We start from the raw sequence: 16065 nt of genomic DNA on the forward strand, positions 1-16065 counted from the left end.
GCGCCAAGCATATATTCACCAAACGATCGTTTGGCCGGTTTGGCCGGGTCTGCCTGCTGTGTTTCTCTTGGCCGGCGGCCGATCGATTTCTCAACTTTACGACTCAAGATCATGGCTACTGGTACTGTTAAGTGGTTCAACGACGCAAAGGGCTTCGGCTTCATTACCCCGGATGACGGCGGTGAGGACCTTTTCGCGCATTTCTCTGCGATCAATGCGGCGGGCTTCAAAAGCCTGAAGGAAGGTCAAAAGGTATCGTTTGACGTCACGCAAGGCCCGAAGGGTAAGCAGGCGTCGAATATCGTGCCGCAGTAAGTCGAAGGCCGGGGCACAGGCACCGCCAAGATCGTCATTGCGATTGCAGGACGGCGCGCCATCCTTCCGGGCAGGCGGCGCGCCGGTCAAAAGCCCCTAGAAGTCAGGTTGTAAGGGTTGTTCAGTACGTGTTTGCCATCAAGCGGTCGAAGGGCTGCCGCCTCCTAAACAGCGGCGCTCCGGTTTGACGAAGTCCCTCATGGGAGAATGCAATGGCCAGCCGAATTGAAGATAACGCCGTTCAATATGATCCGCCCGCCGGGGCAGCTGCAGAAATGCACGCTGCCCCGCGTTTTATTCGGGATTCGGAGATCCAGTTTTCACGCGCCCCCGCATTCCACGAAGGCCAGCGTGTGAGTTTCGATATCGAGATCGGCCCGGATGGCGAGCCGATCGCCGTGAATATCAAGCCAATATGACAGCGCGGTTGACCGACCGCATGCGCAAAGAAAAAAGGGAGGCATAGCCTCCCTTCTTCATTGCTGCATACCGCTTTACTTGGCAGTCGGCATGACGAACTCGGCGCCCTTGGCAATCGAATCCGGCCAGCGTTGCATCACGCTCTTGTAGCGTGTGTAAAAACGTACACCCTCTTCGCCATAGGCGTGGTGATCGCCAAACAGCGAGCGCTTCCAGCCGCCAAAGCTGTGCCAGGCCATCGGCACCGGAATCGGCACGTTAATGCCGACCATGCCCACCTGAATCTGCCGTGCAAACGCACGCGCCACACCGCCATCGCTGGTGTAGCACGACACGCCATTGCCATATTCGTGCGCGTTGATCAGGTCCACTGCCTCGGCAAAATCGTGCACGCGCACCACTGACAGCACTGGGCCGAAGATCTCTTCCTTATAGATCGTCATGTCAGGCTTGACGTGATCGAACAACGTACCGCCCGTGAAGAAGCCTTGTGCGTAGCCATCCACCGTATGGCCGCGGCCATCCACCACCAGCTTGGCGCCCTCTTCCACACCCTTGGCGATATAGCCTTCCACCTTGGCCTTGTGCGCGCTGGTAACGAGCGGGCCCATTTCGCTGTCGGCGTCCATACCGTTGCCGATCTTGAGCGCTTTCGCGCGTTCCGCCAGACGCGGCACGAGGTTGTCCGCAACATCGCCCACCGCCACGGCCACGGAGATCGCCATGCAGCGCTCGCCGGCCGAACCGTAGCCGGCGCCGATCAATGCATCGACAGCCTGGTCGAGATCGGCATCGGGCATCACCACTAGATGGTTCTTCGCACCGCCCAGCGCCTGCACGCGCTTGCCGTGCTTCGTGCCTTCCGTATAGATGTACTCGGCGATGGGCGTGCTGCCGACGAAGGACAGCGCCTGCACATCCGGATGCACCAGCAGCGCATCCACGGCATCCTTGCCGCCTTGCACAACGTTGAACACGCCATCGGGCAGACCGGCTTGCTTGAGCAGATCGGCAATCATCAGGCTCGGGCTCGGGTCACGTTCGCTCGGCTTGAGGATGAACGTGTTGCCGCAGGCCAGCGCCACCGGCGCCATCCACATCGGCACCATGAAGGGGAAGTTGAACGGCGTGATGCCGGCCACCACGCCCAGCGGTTGGCGCAGGTTCCAGTTGTCGATGCCGCCGCCGATGTTGTCGGTGAATTCCGTCTTGAGCAGGTTCGGGATGCCGCAGGCAAACTCCACCACCTCAATGCCGCGCGTGACTTCGCCCTTGGCATCGGAGAACACCTTGCCGTGTTCACGGGTGATGGCCGCAGCCAGAGCGTCGTGATTCTGGTCGAGCAGTTCCTTGAACTTGAACAGAACGCGCGAGCGCTTGAGCGGTGAGGTCTCGGCCCACGCCGCTGCAGCGGCCTGCGCGGCAGCCACGGCGGCATCCACCTCAGCCTTGCCACCCAGCAGCACCTGCGCACTCACGGCGCCGGTGGCGGGGTTGAACACATCGGCACTACGTGTGCCTGCGCCGGCATAGCGCTGCCCGCCAATGTAGTGGCTGACCACGGATTCGGTGACGGCAGGGTCAATCGGTCGGTTCATCTCAAGCTACCTCTTGCAGAACGGTACGGACGGTGTCGAAGATGCGCGCAATCTGCGCCTCATCGATGATGAGCGGTGGCGAGAATGCCAGGATGTCGCCGGTGTAGCGCACCAGCACGCCGCGCTCCAGGCATTTCAGGAAGACTTCGTACGCGCGTGCACCAATCGCACCCGGGCGCGATTCCAGCTCGATGCCGGCCACCAGCCCCAAGTTGCGGATGTCCTTGACGTGCGGGGCGCCCTTGACCGAATGCGCCGCGGCTTCAAACGCCGGCGACAGCGCGCGCGCACGCTCGAACAAACCCTCACTGCGATACAGGTCGATAGCGGCAACCGCAGCGGCGGCGGCCAGCGGGTGTGCGGAATAGGTATAGCCGTGGAACAACTCGATCGCACCCGGCGCACCGGCGTCGATGATGGTGTCGTGCAGCGACTGGCGTACGGCCACGGCGCCCATCGGCACGGCGGCATTGTTGATGCCCTTGGCCATCGTCAGCAGATCCGGCGTCACGCCAAAGAACGCCGACGCGGTAGCGGCACCCAGGCGGCCGAAACCGGTGATGACCTCATCAAAGATCAGCAGGATGCCGTGCTTGTCACACAGCGCGCGCAGGCGCTGCAGGTAGCCCTTGGGTGGCACCAGCACGCCCGTCGAACCCGCCAGCGGCTCGACAATGACTGCTGCAATGGTGGACGCGTCATGCAGCGTGACGAGGCGCTCCAACTCGTCGGCGAGGTGTTCACCCCAGGCCGGTTGGCCCTTGGAGAATGCGTTGTGCTCCGGCGCGTGCGTATGCGGCAGGTGGTCAACACCCGGAATCAGGTTGCCCGAAAACGCCTTGCGGTTCGGCGAGATACCGCCCACCGAAATGCCCCCAAAGCCCACGCCGTGATAGCCGCGCTCACGGCCAATCAAGCGGGTGCGTTGCCCCTCGCCACGTGCTCGGTGGTAGGCCAGCGCGATCTTGAGCGCCGTGTCCACCGCCTCCGAACCGGAGTTGACGAAGAAGATGCGGTTCAGCCCTTCCGGCATCAGCTCGGCCACTTTCTCGGCCGCGCGGAAGGCCATCGGGTGGCCCATCTGGAAGGTGGGTGCGAAATCCAGCGTGCTGGCCTGCGCGGTGATGGCGTCGACGATCTCCTTGCGGCTGTGGCCAGCGTTGACGCACCACAGGCCGGCCGTACCGTCCAGCACTTCACGGCCATCAGCGTCGCGGTAGTACATGCCTTGTGCCGACGTGAGCAGGCGCGGTGCGGCCTTGTACTGGCGGTTGGCCGTAAACGGCATCCAGAAGTAGGACAGATCAGTCGTTTCCAGCGGGTGCGGTGCGGGTTTCATCGGCGTCTCCGGAAGAAAAGCAGGCAAGCGTGCATGCAGCACAACGGTTCGGGCAAACTGTACAGAGTCACACGCACTGCGGACATGCACAGATGACGGTTCTATACGAAACTGTATAGGTGCCCGCCGCGCTTATGTCGCTCAGATGCCGCATCGCAACATGCAACTCGAACTCGATCCCCATCATCCCCAGCGTACGTTGGTCGATCAGATAGTCCAAGGCATTCGTGCCGCCGTGGAAAGCCGCAGCCTGCCGCCAGGCACACGGCTGCCCTCGGTGCGCAAGCTTGCTCAGGCACACGACGTCAGCACGTTCACGGTGGCCGAGGCCTACACGCGGCTGGCCGCGCTGGGGGCCATCGTGGCGCGGCCGCGCTCGGGCTATCTGGTGGCCGCACGTGCGCCTGCACAGCCTGCGCCCGTCGCACCGCGCTGGGAGCCGCCCAAGCTCAACGCTGCATGGCTGCTGTCGGATGTGTTTGCCGATCGCTCCATCGCCATCAAGCCAGGCTGCGGTTGGCTGCCGAACGATTGGCTGGACGAGCGCGGCGTGCAAGAGGCGATGCGCGCCGTGAGCCGGGTTTCTGCATTGCGCGTGGCGGGCTACGGGCACCCGTGGGGCTATGCACCGCTGGGCGAGTACGTGGCGGAGTCGCTCACCCTGCGCGGGTTGCCCGTCGAACGCTCGCAGGTACTGCTGACCAGCGGAGCCACCCAGGGGCTCGACCTGATCGTGCGCACCCTGTTCAAAGCCGGTGACGTGGTGGCCGTGGATGAGCCGGGCTATTGCAATGTGCTTCAGGTGCTGAAACTGGCCGGCCTGCGCGTGGTTGGTGTGCCGCGCACGCCAGATGGCTTGGACACAGCGGCCCTGGAGGCCATCCTGCGCACCGATGATGCCGAACGCCCACGCGCGCTCTTCACCAGCTCCGTGCTGCAGAACCCCACCGGCACCTCCATGACGGCGCAGAACGCCTACCGCGTGTTGCAACTGGCCGAGCAGCACGGCCTATGGATCGTCGAAGACGACCTGCACCGCGAACTGGCCGACCCCGCCGCACCCATGCTGGCCGCGCTCGATGGCCTGCGGCGCACGCTGTATGTAAGCGGTTTCTCCAAGACAATCTCGCCGTCGCTGCGTTCGGGGTATGTGGTGGCGGATGCCGCCATCACGCGCGAATTGGCCCGTACCAAGATGGCCGTCGCCCTCACCTCATCGGAAATCACCGAGCGCATCGTGCATGCGTTCGTGACCCGGCCGGGCTATGCAGAGCACGTGACGCGACTCATTGCGCGCCTGGCCAAAGCGCATGCCGACGCGGAGGCCCAGATGCGCGAGCACGGTGCCGTCACGTTCGATACGCCGGGGCGGGGGCTCTTCCTGTGGGCGCGCCTGCCGGGCCACCCGAATGCCGCCGCGTTGGCCGACCAGGCAATCGGCCACAACATCTGGCTGGCACCGGGCCAGTATTTCCGCACCAACGAGGCGCCCGATCCTTGGCTACGCTTTAACGTGGCCTACTCCGCCGAGCCCGCACTGTGGGCATTCCTGAGCCAGCAATAGCGGCGCCCTCAAGCGCAACAACGCATTGCGCCCGTCAACCAAGGTTGTGGGTTTCGCATATATATGCGGCTTCGCAGTCCAATATTTGCCCATGCAATCATATAAATACGCATGGGAAACATCCCTCGGTACCGGTGATTCGCATCCGCATGTGACGATTTGACCGTCCTGTCACATAAGCCCGGCAGGATCGACTTTTGCGTCACATGCGTGTCGGCCGGCGCACCACCGTCAGGCTTTGTCTATCGTGTTCCAGGCGCGCCGGCTTCACACAACTGGTTCCACGGCCGGCTGATTTCTCGTTTTTCTCGCTGTCCGAAATCCCTCTCCTCGATCCCTCACCGCACAAGGAGTGCCATGGATATCAAGACTGTCCGCGAAACCGCGTTCGCGATGCCGATCACGAGCCCGGCCTACCCGCCCGGCCCGTACCGCTTTATCCACCGTGAGTTCTTCATCATCACGTACCGCACCGACCCGGCCAAGCTGCGCGCCATGGTGCCCGAGCCGCTGGAAGTGCCCGAGCCGCTGGTTGCCTATGAGTTCATCCGCATGGCCGACTCCACGGGCTTTGGCGACTACACCGAGAGCGGCCAGGTGATCCCCGTCACCTACGAAGGCAAGCCCGGCACCTACACGCTGGCGATGTACCTGGACGACCATCCGCCCCTGGCAGGCGGCCGCGAGATGTGGGGCTTCCCCAAAAAACTCGCCAGCCCCAAGCTCGAGACCGACAAGGACACGCTGATCGGCACGCTCGACTACGGCCCCGTGCGTGTCGCCACAGGCACCATGGGCTACAAGCACCGAGAACTGGATCTGGCCGAGCAGAAGCGCCGGCTGGGGCTACCCAACTACCTGCTCAAGATCATCCCGCACGTGGACGGCAAGACCGCGCGCATCTGCGAGCTGTCGCGCAACTATATGGTCGATATCGACATGAAAGGCGCCTGGAGCGGCCCCGCCTCGCTGGAGCTCGCCCACCACGCGCTGGCGCCGGTGGCCGAACTGCCGGTGCTGGAGATTGTCGAAGCTCGGCACATCATTGCAGACCTGACCCTCGGCATGGGCGAGGTCGTGTTCGACTACCTCGCGCAGTAATCCCTCCCCCGTCAACCCTCACGGAGTACACAACATGTCTGATTTGAAAGGCAAAGTCGCTGTTGTCACAGGCGCCGCCAGCGGCATCGGCAAGCAGATCGCCCTCACGCTCGCCAATTCGGGCGCGGCTATCGCCATCGTTGACCTGAACGAAGATGGCGCAAAGGCCGTCGCCAAGGAGATCACCGATGCGGGCGGCCGCGCCATCGGCCTGCGCATGGACGTGACCGATGAGCAAGCCGTTGACAGCGGCATCGACCGCGTGGCGGAAGAGCTCGGTTCGGTCGACATCCTCGTCTCGAACGCCGGCATCCAGATCGTCAACCCGTTCGTGAGCTACTCGTTTGCCGACTGGAAGAAGATGCAGGCCATCCATGTCGACGGCGCCTTCCTGACCACGCGCGCAGCGCTGCGCCACATGTACAAGGACGACCGCGGCGGCGTGGTGATCTACATGGGTTCGGTGCACTCGCACGAAGGCTCGCCGCTCAAGTCAGCCTACGTGGCGGCCAAGCACGCACTGCTGGGCCTGAACAAGGTGCTGGCCAAGGAAGGCGCGGCACACAACGTGCGCTCGCACGTGGTGTGCCCGGGCTTTGTGCGCACGCCGCTGGTTGAAAAGCAGATTCCCGAGCAGGCCAAGGAACTCGGTATCAGCGAGGAAGACGTTGTGAAGAAGGTCATGCTGGGCGAGACGGTGGACGGCGTGTTCACCACCGTGGAAGACGTGGCCGAGACAGTGCGCTTCCTGGCGACCTTCCCGAGCGCCGCGCTGACCGGCCAGTCGTTCGTGGTCAGCCACGGCTGGTTCATGCAGTAAGAACGGAGGAGACATGCCCGCACCCAAGCTACGCGTGGCGGCCAGCCGCGCCAAGTCCAACGACACTGCGCAAGCCGCCGGCACCTCGCCGTCACGCATTGAACTGCCGCCCTACGAAAACATCGCGCTGGTGCTGCAAGGCGGCGGCGCGCTCGGCTCGTATCAGGCCGGCGTGTTCGAAGGGCTGGATGCGGCCGGCATCATGCCGAACTGGATTGCGGGCATCTCCATCGGGGCGTTGAACACGGCCATCATCGCGGGCAACGCGCCTGAGCACCGGTTGGCAAGGCTGCGCGAGTTCTGGCAGATCATCACGCAGCCGACCTTCTCGCCACCGCTGCCGGACATCCTGGAAAACGCATGGTTTGACGGCAACTCGCATCTGCGCAAATGGCTGACCGCCATGCAAGCGGCCGACACCCTCATCGAGGGGCAGCGCGGTTTCTTCACACCACGTATTCCCGCGCCGCTGCCGGCCAATGAAATGGACCCGCTCGACGCCAGTTACTACGACACGACACCGTTGAAGGCCACGCTTGAGCGCCTGTGCGATTTCGATCGCATCAACGACGGTGGCATCCGCGTATCGGTGGGCGCTGTGAACGTTCGCACCGGCAACCTGGAAGCCTTCGACAACACCGAGCGCCGCTTGTGCGCGGAGCACTTCATGGCCTCCGGCGCGCTGCCGCCGGGCTTCCCACCGGTGCTGATCGACGGCGAGTACTACTGGGACGGCGGTGTCGTCTCCAACACGCCGCTGTCGTACGTGCTGGGCACCAAGCCACGCCGCGACACGCTCGTGTTTCAGGTGGACTTGTGGAGCGCACTGGGGCCGGTGCCCAACACCATGATCGGCGTAGCCAGCCGTCAGAAGGATCTGCAGTATTCCAGCCGCACCCGGCTTATCACCGACTGGATGGAGCGCTCGCAATCGACGCGCCGGTTGGTGCGCAAGTTGCTCGACCACCTGCCGGAGGAAGAATTCAAGCGCTCGCCATGGTACAAGCACGCGCAAGAACTGGCCTGCGCCAAACGCTACAACGTGATCCACCTGATCTACGCGGCCAAGGAGCACGAAGGGCCAGGTAAGGACATCCAGTTTGGGCCATCCACCATGCGCGACCACTGGGGCTCGGGTCTGGCGGACATCCGCGAATCGCTCTCGCACCCCGAGTGGCTAGCGATGCCCGATGACGAGTCCGGCTTCGTCACGCACGATATCCACCGCCACGCGCACGCCGAGCGGCGCGGCAAGCGGCTCTAAGGCCGGCTAACCGGGCGGCTGCGGCGCGCTTGCCTGCTGCGCACGCAGCGTCCGCAGCGACACGCCCAATGGCGGCCGCGGCAACGCCGCCGACCACGCCCGGCGGATCACGCCGCTGATCTGCTTGTAGACCTCCTTCGAGATCACCGTTTCGGCCAGCATGGCGTCAATCTTGTTCTGGCCGATGTGCAGCGCAAACAGCAACAGCAGGCGCTTTTCGAGCACGGCGCTGTAATCGCCAAACTTGTCGCGCAACTCGGTCAACCCTTCTTCTGCGGCTTCGATCCGCGCGATGAGCACGCCGTCGAGCAAGTCCGCCATGCGCTCGCCCAGTACCGGCTGCAATGACAAGCAGTTGTAGGCACGCAAGCGCTCCAGCACGGTCTGCCGGCAGACCAACAGCTCGAAGCGGTCAGCCAGCGCATTGGCCAGCGGCCGGTCGATATGCGCAACCCGGTGGATCCAGAACGCAGCGCGATAGCCGATGTGCTTGGCAAGAATCCGGCGCGATGCGCGCTTGTACCCAACGCGCCCCTCTGCGCGCGCCGCGTCGATCATGTCGGCGGTGTTGCGCATCATCACATCGAGGTTGCGGATGGAAACCAGGCCGTTGCCGTATTCGGGAATCAGCTCGCGCTCACGCGTGGCCAGCGAGACCAACCCGATGGTCAGACGCTCGCGCTCTGACAATGCGTCTTCAAGGTTCAACTCGGCAGCGCCGGCTGCCACTTCCAGCCGGTACGCTTCTGCCGCCTGATCTGTTGCCCCCGCCGCAAAGTGAAAGTGCCCACCGATGCGGCGCATGATCGACTCCACTTCCACCGTCGACAGGTTCAGCGCCTGCCGCTGCAGCGCCTGCTCTTGCGGCGAGAGCTGGTCGAGCCCGAGCTGGTGCATCACCCAGCGCAGTGTCGCGCCGTTGAAGAGCACGCTCACCAGCACGAAACCCGTGGCGAGGATGGTGACGAAATGGCGATCGGCCACGTGCACCGCGGCGTTCTCGGCCACGCCCAGCGCCAGTACCAAGGTGACGGCGCCGCGCAGGCCACCCCATGCGATCGCCAGCTTGTAGGCATGACTGACCGGCGCTGAGAGCTTGCACCACGCGAGCGCCGGCAACAGGCCAAACAGCACGGCCAGGCGCGCTGCCAGCGCAGCCACCACAACCACCGCCAGCCACAGCGCGTCTTTCCACACCACGCCGTGCAACAGCTCGGGCACGCGCACCGCAGCCAACAGGAAGACCACCGCCCCCGCCAGCGCTGCAATCTGCTCCCAGATCAACTGCAGGTGCGACCAGTTGCGTGGCGCCAGGCGCGTGCGCCCCAGCGCGCCGATCACCAGCCCCGCGCACACCACAGACACCACGCCCGACACGTCGAGCACGTTCTCCGCCACGAGGTACAGCGGATACGGCAACGCAAGCGTCCATGCGGCTTCCGCCTGCGCAATGCCGTGCAGCGCCGGCAACAGGAACGCGGCAACACGCCCGGCAATCAAGCCAAAGAGCACACCACCACCAAATGCCTTGGCCAGTTCACGCAGGCCACCGCTGACCGTCGCATCGGTGCCGTGGCCCGTGAGCATAGCCAACAACACGCCCATGATGGCAATGGCCGCCGCATCGTTGAGCAACGCCTCGCCCTCCACCAACCGGATCAGCCGCGCCGGCGCGCCCACATCGCGAAACACGGCAATCACAGCGGACGGGTCCGTGGTGGCAATCATCGCGCCCAGCAACAGGCAAGTGACGATGCCAAACGGCGTGACCGCCGCCGCAGCCAAGCCGATGACGCCCGTGGCCACGATCACTGCCACGATGGCCAGCATAAGAATGGGGGCGGCGTCCGGTGCCATGCTGCGCACGTCCACCGACAGCGCCGCCTGAAACAGCAGCGGCGGCAGGAACAACCACAGATAGGCTTCTGCCGGCCAGCTTGGATCAATGAGCGGTGCAAAGAAGGTCGTCGCAAATGCAGGCGCCGTATTCTGCAAGCCCACATAAGCGCCGCCGATGCCGATACCCGCCAGCGCCAGCAGCGTCGATTCGGGCAGCGTCAGTCGCGAAGCCAGCATCTGCACCAGCGCCACCACGGCGAGCAAACCGCCCGCCACCAGCAAGAGGATGACGACGCCGTTCACGAGGTGGACTCCCGTACGGCAAGCCAATCGGTGCGCTCGGTGTCGGTCAGGTCCGGCAGAACCGCTATGCCCGTCTCGGCAGCAGCGATGGCCGCTTCGAGCACCGCCATAACCGCCAATGCCTGCACCGGAGGAACAGGATTGGGGCGTTGACCGAGGATGGCATCGCGCACGGCAGCGTAGTACGCGCGCTGGTCACCCACAGGTGTGGCGACATCGCTTGCCGATGACGTCGCACCATCGATGAGAGCGCCCGTATCGGCATCCGCGCCCCAGCCCTGCGCACCGGGCATCATGCCGGCCAGCAGTTGCGCTTCCTGCTGATCCATACCGCGTTTGATGAAAGAGCCGCGCGTGCCATGCACGATCCAGCGCGGTGCGCCGCCGGCCACCAGCATGCTGGCGTGCAGGATGGTGCGGCGTTCGCCGTGGTGGAGAACCACGTGTGCCCAGTCGGCCGTCTCCGCACCGGGGCGTTGCCGAGCAAACGAGGCAGTCACCGCGTCAGGCAGGCCGAGCAGCAGCAACGCCTGGTCAATCAGATGCGGGCCGAGATCAAACCAGATGCCGGTGCCCTGCCCGGCCTGTTCGCGCCAACGCGCCCGCACCTGCGGGCGATAGCGGTCGAAATGCGCCTCCACGTGCATTGCTTCGCCCACGGCACCGCTGGCAATCACTGCCTGCACGGCAAGGAAATCACTGTCCCAACGCCGGTTCTGAAAAACCGACAGCAAACGCCCGGTCTCCCGCGCCGCGTAGGCCAGATGCCGTGCCTCCGCCAGCGTGACCGTAAAGGGCTTGTCCACCACAACGTGCTTGCCGGCACGCAGCGCGGCTTCAGCCAGCGGCGCGTGGCGGTCGTTGGGTGCGGCAATGACAACGAGATCGACCTCCCGGTGCACCGCTGCCGCTTCGGGCGCGCAAACCACAGCGTCCGGCCGGTCTGCGAGCACAGCGTCCGGCCGGTTCGAACCAATTACATGCAGGAGCAGACCCGGCGTGGCATCGATCAGGGCCGCGTGGAACAGCTTGCCCGCATACCCATAGCCCACCAGGGCAACGCGCAGGGGGCTCAATGGATGTGGTGAGGACGACATATCAGGAAAAGGCAGAAAGCAACTGAGTCAGACACAGCGCACGCAACTTGGTGCCGAAAATTCGCAATTGACTCATGGAAAGTTGCTGAATCTTGTACCCGCAAACGTTGTATTCCGTCAAAAGCATGATTTAACTCTCTTGTAAATAGGAATTGTTCTCATTATTATTTGCGCCTTCACAAAGTGAAGGCGCCGCAGATGACGGCGCCCTTCCCCATACCGGGGCTTTTTACTTTACGGGAACTGCAATGCCGCCGAATTTTCGACGAGATGGCCTGCGCCTGTCTCTGGCCGTCCTTGGAACCCTGCCGCTCATGCACGTGGCGGCGGCTGCCGACACGATTGCGGCCGCCGATGCCGGCACGCTGCCGACGTCCACCGTCAAGGGCACGCGCAGCAGCACGAGCTACGACACGCCTGTTGCCAACACGGCCACGAAGATTCCCGTGCCGTTGCGCGAGATTCCACAGTCGGTCAACGTCGTGCCGCGCGCGGTCATCCAGGATCAGGGCGCGCTGTCGCTCAACGACACCCTGCGCAATGTGCCCGGCGTATCGGCCTCGCTGGGCGATGCACAGCGCGATCAGGTGACCATTCGCGGCTTCTCGTCAATCAACGATCAGTACGTCGACGGCCTGCGCGATGACTCGCTGTACTTCCGCGATCTGTCGAACATCGACCGCATCGAAGTGTTGAAAGGCCCTGCCGCCGTGCTGTACGGGCGCGGCTCGTCGGGCGGCATCATCAACCGCGTCACCAAAAAGCCGCTGGCCACGCCGCTGGCCGAAATTGGCGTGCTGGTGGGCACCGAGCGCCAGAAGCGCGCCGAGTTCGACCTGAACACCTCCATCAACGACGACGCCATTCGCGCGCGCATCACCGGTGCGGTGGAAGACTCGGGCGGTTTCCGCAACGACTACTTCCTGCGCCGTCAGGCGATTTCGCCATCGTTCCTGTTCAACCTGTCACCCGACACCAAGCTGACGGTGCAGTTCGACTACCTGCACGACAAGCGCATTGCCGACCAGGGCGTGCCGTCGTACCACGGCCGCCCCGTGGATGTGCCCATCGGCACGCGCTACGGCTCGGCCGATGCGGGCGCGGGCAACATCGACACCACCGTCAAGAGCGTGACAGGCACACTGGATCATCGCTTCAACGATCAGTGGTCGTTCCACAGCGTGGTGCGCAACTATGAATACTCGCTGGGCCGCAACAACTACACGACCGTGAAGAGCGTGAACGACGGCCCGATCCCGACCGTCACGCTCAACGTCAACCAGCGCAACCGCAGCGATCGCGGCACCGTGTGGCAAAACGAGCTGACGCAGAAAGCCGAGACCTGGGGCATCCAGCACACGCTGCTGTACGGCATCGAACTGGGCTATCAGGACAAGAGCGACCGCGTGGCGTCCACCCCGGGCAACTTCAACGTCAACCTGTTCAATCCGGTGCTGCCGCTACTGCCCACGGTGCCCGCCAACGCCACGCCCAACAACTACGGCCTCTCGCACAACGAAACGTACGCCGCGTATGTGCAGGACCTGATCAAGTTCTCGCCGCAATGGACGGTGTTGGCCGGCCTGCGCTATGAAGCGCTCAAGCAGAGCCGCACAGACCTTACGCCCAGGAACCAGAACTACGCGCGCACCGACACACCGGTCAGCCCGCGCCTGGGGGTGGTGTATCACCCGGTGGAGCCGCTCTCGCTCTACGCGTCTTACAGCCGCTCGTTCCAACCGGTGGCGGACAGCTTCAGCGTGTACCCGAACAGCAGTGCACTGGCGCCGCAATCCACGACCAACTACGAGATCGGCGCCAAATACGATGTGTCGGCCAACGCCAGCCTGACCGCCGCACTGTTCGACATGAAACAGACCAACCTGACCGGCGTAGATCCGGCCACGCAGCTGGCAGTGCCCATCGGCACGCAGCGCACGCGCGGGCTGGAGCTGTCGTTCACGGGCGAGGTGGTGAAGACGTGGTCCCTCATCGCCAGCTATGCCTATCTGAACGGCGTGCTGACCAACCCGCTCGACAAGAGCGCCGGCGTGGCCGTCAACGGCAACCAGCCGTCGCTCACGCCACGGCATAGCGGTTCGCTTTGGCTAAAGCACGATCTGCCCAATGGCTTCTATGTGGCCGGTGGCGTGCGTGCAGAGGCCTCGCGCTATGCATCGCAGTACAACGTGACGACGCTGCCGGGCTACATGACGGTCGACCTGGGTGCGGGCTATCGCAGCAAGCACGTCGACGTCACGCTCAATCTGCAGAACCTGTTCAACCGCGCGTACTACGTGTCGGCCCATGGCGGCGCCGAGAACTACAACATGCCGGGCGCCCCGCGCATGGCGCTGCTGGGCGTGCGCTACAAGATGTAAGCGTGTAAAGGGCAAACACGCGATGCTACGACGGGTGCTCTTTCGCCTGCACTGGCTGATCGGGTTGTCAGCCAGTGTGGTACTGGCCGTCGTCGGCATCAGCGGTGCGCTGATGGCGTGCGACGAAGAACTGCTGCGCTGGCTGAACCCCAGCGTGTTCAACTTGCCGGCGCGCACCGGCCCGGCGCCCACGCTGCCACAGGTAGCGGCACAGGCGCGCGCCGCCATGCCCGAGCGCCCCGTCACGTTCATCACCGCAGCCTCGGGGCCCACTGAACCCTGGCGCATCTGGTACGCGTGGCCACCGGGCAAGCGCGGCGGCAGCAGCCGCGGCGAGTTGCGCTACTTCGACCCGACCACCGGCACTTTGCTGCCCGAGGCGCGTGGGCAACGCTTCTTCGCCACCGTCAAGCTGCTGCACCGGACATTGCTGGCAGACGAGATCGGCAAGCAGATCGTTGGGGCCAGCACGATAGCGCTGGTGGTGATGGCGCTGTCGGGGCTGTACTTGCGCTGGCCGCGCCGCGTGACTAACTGGCGTAGCTGGCTCATCATCCGCTGGAGCCGCAGCGGGCGCATCCGCTGGTGGGATGTACACACCGTCATCGGCACACTGGTGCTGCCGCTCTACCTGCTGGCCGCATTGAGCGGGCTGTACTGGGCCTATGACTGGTATCGCGAAGGCCTGCAGCACATGGCCGGCATGCCGGTTACCGCCAAGCCAATGCCAACGGAAGGCCCGCGCAATTCGCTCGACAATGCGGCATTGGAGCGCACCTGGAACGCTTTCCTCGCCAAGACGTCCAACTATGCGAGTGCCACCCTGCGCATCGACGATGCGCGCACCGGCAAGGTTGACATCAACTGGCTGCCGCTCAACGCACCGCACGACCGCGCCTTCAACCGCCTGACGCTCGACGCAGCCACTGGCGCGGTCCTCCGCCAGGAATCCTTCACTGACAAGCCACCGATGCAACGCCTGCTGGCTGGCATGCTGCCGCTGCACAATGGGCGTTACTTCGGGCCGATCGGCGTTCTGCTGGTATGGATCGGTGCGTTGATGCTGCCGGTCTTTGCGATAACGGGGTGGTGGCTGTATCTGGATCGGCGCAAGCGCGCGCAACCGCAGCGCAAACACGCATCCTCAGCGACACGTCCTTGCTGACCACGCAGGGACGTCGATGCGATGTCGAGCGCCCTCAACACAACAGGACAACATCATGGTGATTGAAAGAGCCCGCGACCTTTCCCTGCGCCCACTGGAGCGCAATGACCTGCGCTTCGTGCACGAGCTGAACAACGACGCGAAGATCATGCGCTACTGGTTCGAAGAACCGTACGAGACCTTCACCGAGCTGTCGCAACTCTATGACCGGCACGTACACGATCAGCGCGAACGCCGCTTCATCTGCGAGAACGACGCGGGCGAAGCCGTTGGCCTGGTCGAGCTGATGGAGCTCAACTACATCCACCGCCGAGGCGAGTTCCAGATCATCATCGCCCCCGGATGGCAAGGGCATGGCTATGCATCAATCGCGACACGGCTGGCGGTCGACTACGCCTTCATGGTGCTGAATCTGCACAAGCTGTATCTGGTCGTCGACGTGGAAAACGGGCGCGCCATCCACGTGTACGAGAAGTGTGGCTTCCAGCGTGAAGGTGAACTGATCGAAGAGTTTTTCAGCAACGGTGCGTACCACAACGCGCTAAGGATGTGCATTTTTCAGCGGGACTATTTGACCGCACTGAGCGCTAGCTGCTGACGTGATGTGGAGCGGTCAGGTGGACATCGTCTGCACAGACTTGCGCACACGCCATCCTTCATTTCGTGCCAAAAAAAACCTAGTGACTCGCCGCCGTGGAGCGTGTTCGTCCGCGATGCGATGGCTAAATCAAGGGTAATTCCTACCCAAACCGGACCAGAGTTACCCTGGTCCGACCATGAAGCGATGCCCGGATTGTTCCGCAAGCAGGCCCTACAAACTCTCCGATGGGCGGCTCAAATGCCGCGCATGCGGCAAGCG

General features: G+C 63.8%; 14 protein-coding genes. 10 read left to right on the forward strand and 4 right to left on the reverse strand.

The features are described from left to right. Positions 1-111 precede the first annotated feature (111 nt). On the forward strand, positions 112-315 hold the full coding sequence (locus JHD73_RS08760; protein WP_021192552.1) for a cold-shock protein: 204 nt from the start codon (positions 112-114) through the stop codon (positions 313-315). A gap of 212 nt (positions 316-527) precedes the next feature. Continuing rightward, the gene (locus JHD73_RS08765; RefSeq protein ID WP_199029825.1) at positions 528-734 is read left to right on the forward strand and encodes a cold-shock protein; all 207 of its coding nucleotides are present in this window, start codon (positions 528-530) and stop codon (positions 732-734) included. A 75-nt stretch (positions 735-809) separates the two neighbouring features. On the opposite strand, the gene JHD73_RS08770 is transcribed toward JHD73_RS08765, so the two are convergent. Further along, positions 810-2333 (reverse strand): CoA-acylating methylmalonate-semialdehyde dehydrogenase, encoded by a 1524-nt coding sequence (locus tag JHD73_RS08770; RefSeq protein WP_199029827.1) that lies wholly within the window; start codon positions 2331-2333, stop codon positions 810-812. Between the two features lies 1 nt (position 2334). Beyond that, entirely contained in the window at positions 2335-3672 is a 1338-nt protein-coding gene (locus JHD73_RS08775; protein WP_199029829.1) for an aspartate aminotransferase family protein, read from the reverse strand. Between the two features lie 160 nt (positions 3673-3832). Here JHD73_RS08775 and JHD73_RS08780 point away from each other — a divergent pair, with 160 nt between their 5' ends. The 4 genes from JHD73_RS08780 to JHD73_RS08795 all read left to right on the forward strand — a co-directional run bounded on the left by JHD73_RS08780 (position 3833) and on the right by JHD73_RS08795 (position 8421). Then, complete coding sequence (locus JHD73_RS08780) at positions 3833-5236, forward strand: PLP-dependent aminotransferase family protein (RefSeq protein WP_199029831.1); 1404 nt, start codon at positions 3833-3835, stop codon at positions 5234-5236. A gap of 357 nt (positions 5237-5593) precedes the next feature. Continuing rightward, entirely contained in the window at positions 5594-6337 is a 744-nt protein-coding gene (locus JHD73_RS08785) for an acetoacetate decarboxylase (protein WP_199029833.1), read from the forward strand. 34 nt (positions 6338-6371) lie between these two features. Beyond that, positions 6372-7157, forward strand: coding sequence for a 3-hydroxybutyrate dehydrogenase (locus tag JHD73_RS08790; RefSeq protein WP_199029835.1), 786 nt, complete (start codon positions 6372-6374; stop codon positions 7155-7157). Between the two features lie 13 nt (positions 7158-7170). Next, the gene (locus JHD73_RS08795; RefSeq protein ID WP_199029837.1) at positions 7171-8421 is read left to right on the forward strand and encodes a patatin-like phospholipase family protein; all 1251 of its coding nucleotides are present in this window, start codon (positions 7171-7173) and stop codon (positions 8419-8421) included. A gap of 6 nt (positions 8422-8427) precedes the next feature. On the opposite strand, the gene JHD73_RS08800 is transcribed toward JHD73_RS08795, so the two are convergent. Together JHD73_RS08800 and JHD73_RS08805 are read right to left on the reverse strand one after the other, a co-directional pair. Next, positions 8428-10563, reverse strand: a complete 2136-nt coding sequence (locus tag JHD73_RS08800; RefSeq protein ID WP_199029839.1) for a cation:proton antiporter — start codon at positions 10561-10563, stop codon at positions 8428-8430. Then, the gene (locus JHD73_RS08805) at positions 10560-11660 is read right to left on the reverse strand and encodes an oxidoreductase (RefSeq protein ID WP_199029841.1); all 1101 of its coding nucleotides are present in this window, start codon (positions 11658-11660) and stop codon (positions 10560-10562) included. Before JHD73_RS08805 ends, JHD73_RS08800 begins: the two co-directional genes overlap by 4 nt. A 314-nt stretch (positions 11661-11974) precedes the next feature. Here JHD73_RS08805 and JHD73_RS08810 point away from each other — a divergent pair, with 314 nt between their 5' ends. From JHD73_RS08810 to JHD73_RS29735, 4 genes are all read left to right on the forward strand, one after another. After that, entirely contained in the window at positions 11975-14041 is a 2067-nt protein-coding gene (locus tag JHD73_RS08810) for a TonB-dependent siderophore receptor (protein ID WP_199029851.1), read from the forward strand. Between the two features lie 34 nt (positions 14042-14075). Further along, positions 14076-15206, forward strand: coding sequence for a PepSY-associated TM helix domain-containing protein (locus JHD73_RS08815; protein ID WP_368735524.1), 1131 nt, complete (start codon positions 14076-14078; stop codon positions 15204-15206). A gap of 55 nt (positions 15207-15261) precedes the next feature. Further along, on the forward strand, positions 15262-15804 hold the full coding sequence (speG, locus tag JHD73_RS08820; protein ID WP_199029845.1) for a spermidine N1-acetyltransferase: 543 nt from the start codon (positions 15262-15264) through the stop codon (positions 15802-15804). A gap of 178 nt (positions 15805-15982) precedes the next feature. Then, the coding region (locus tag JHD73_RS29735) for a transposase (protein ID WP_368735496.1) at positions 15983-16065 on the forward strand (83 nt) is incomplete at its 3' end.

The sequence above is a fragment of the Ralstonia sp. ASV6 genome, assembly GCF_016429285.1.
GTDB lineage: Bacteria > Pseudomonadota > Gammaproteobacteria > Burkholderiales > Burkholderiaceae > Ralstonia > Ralstonia flaminis.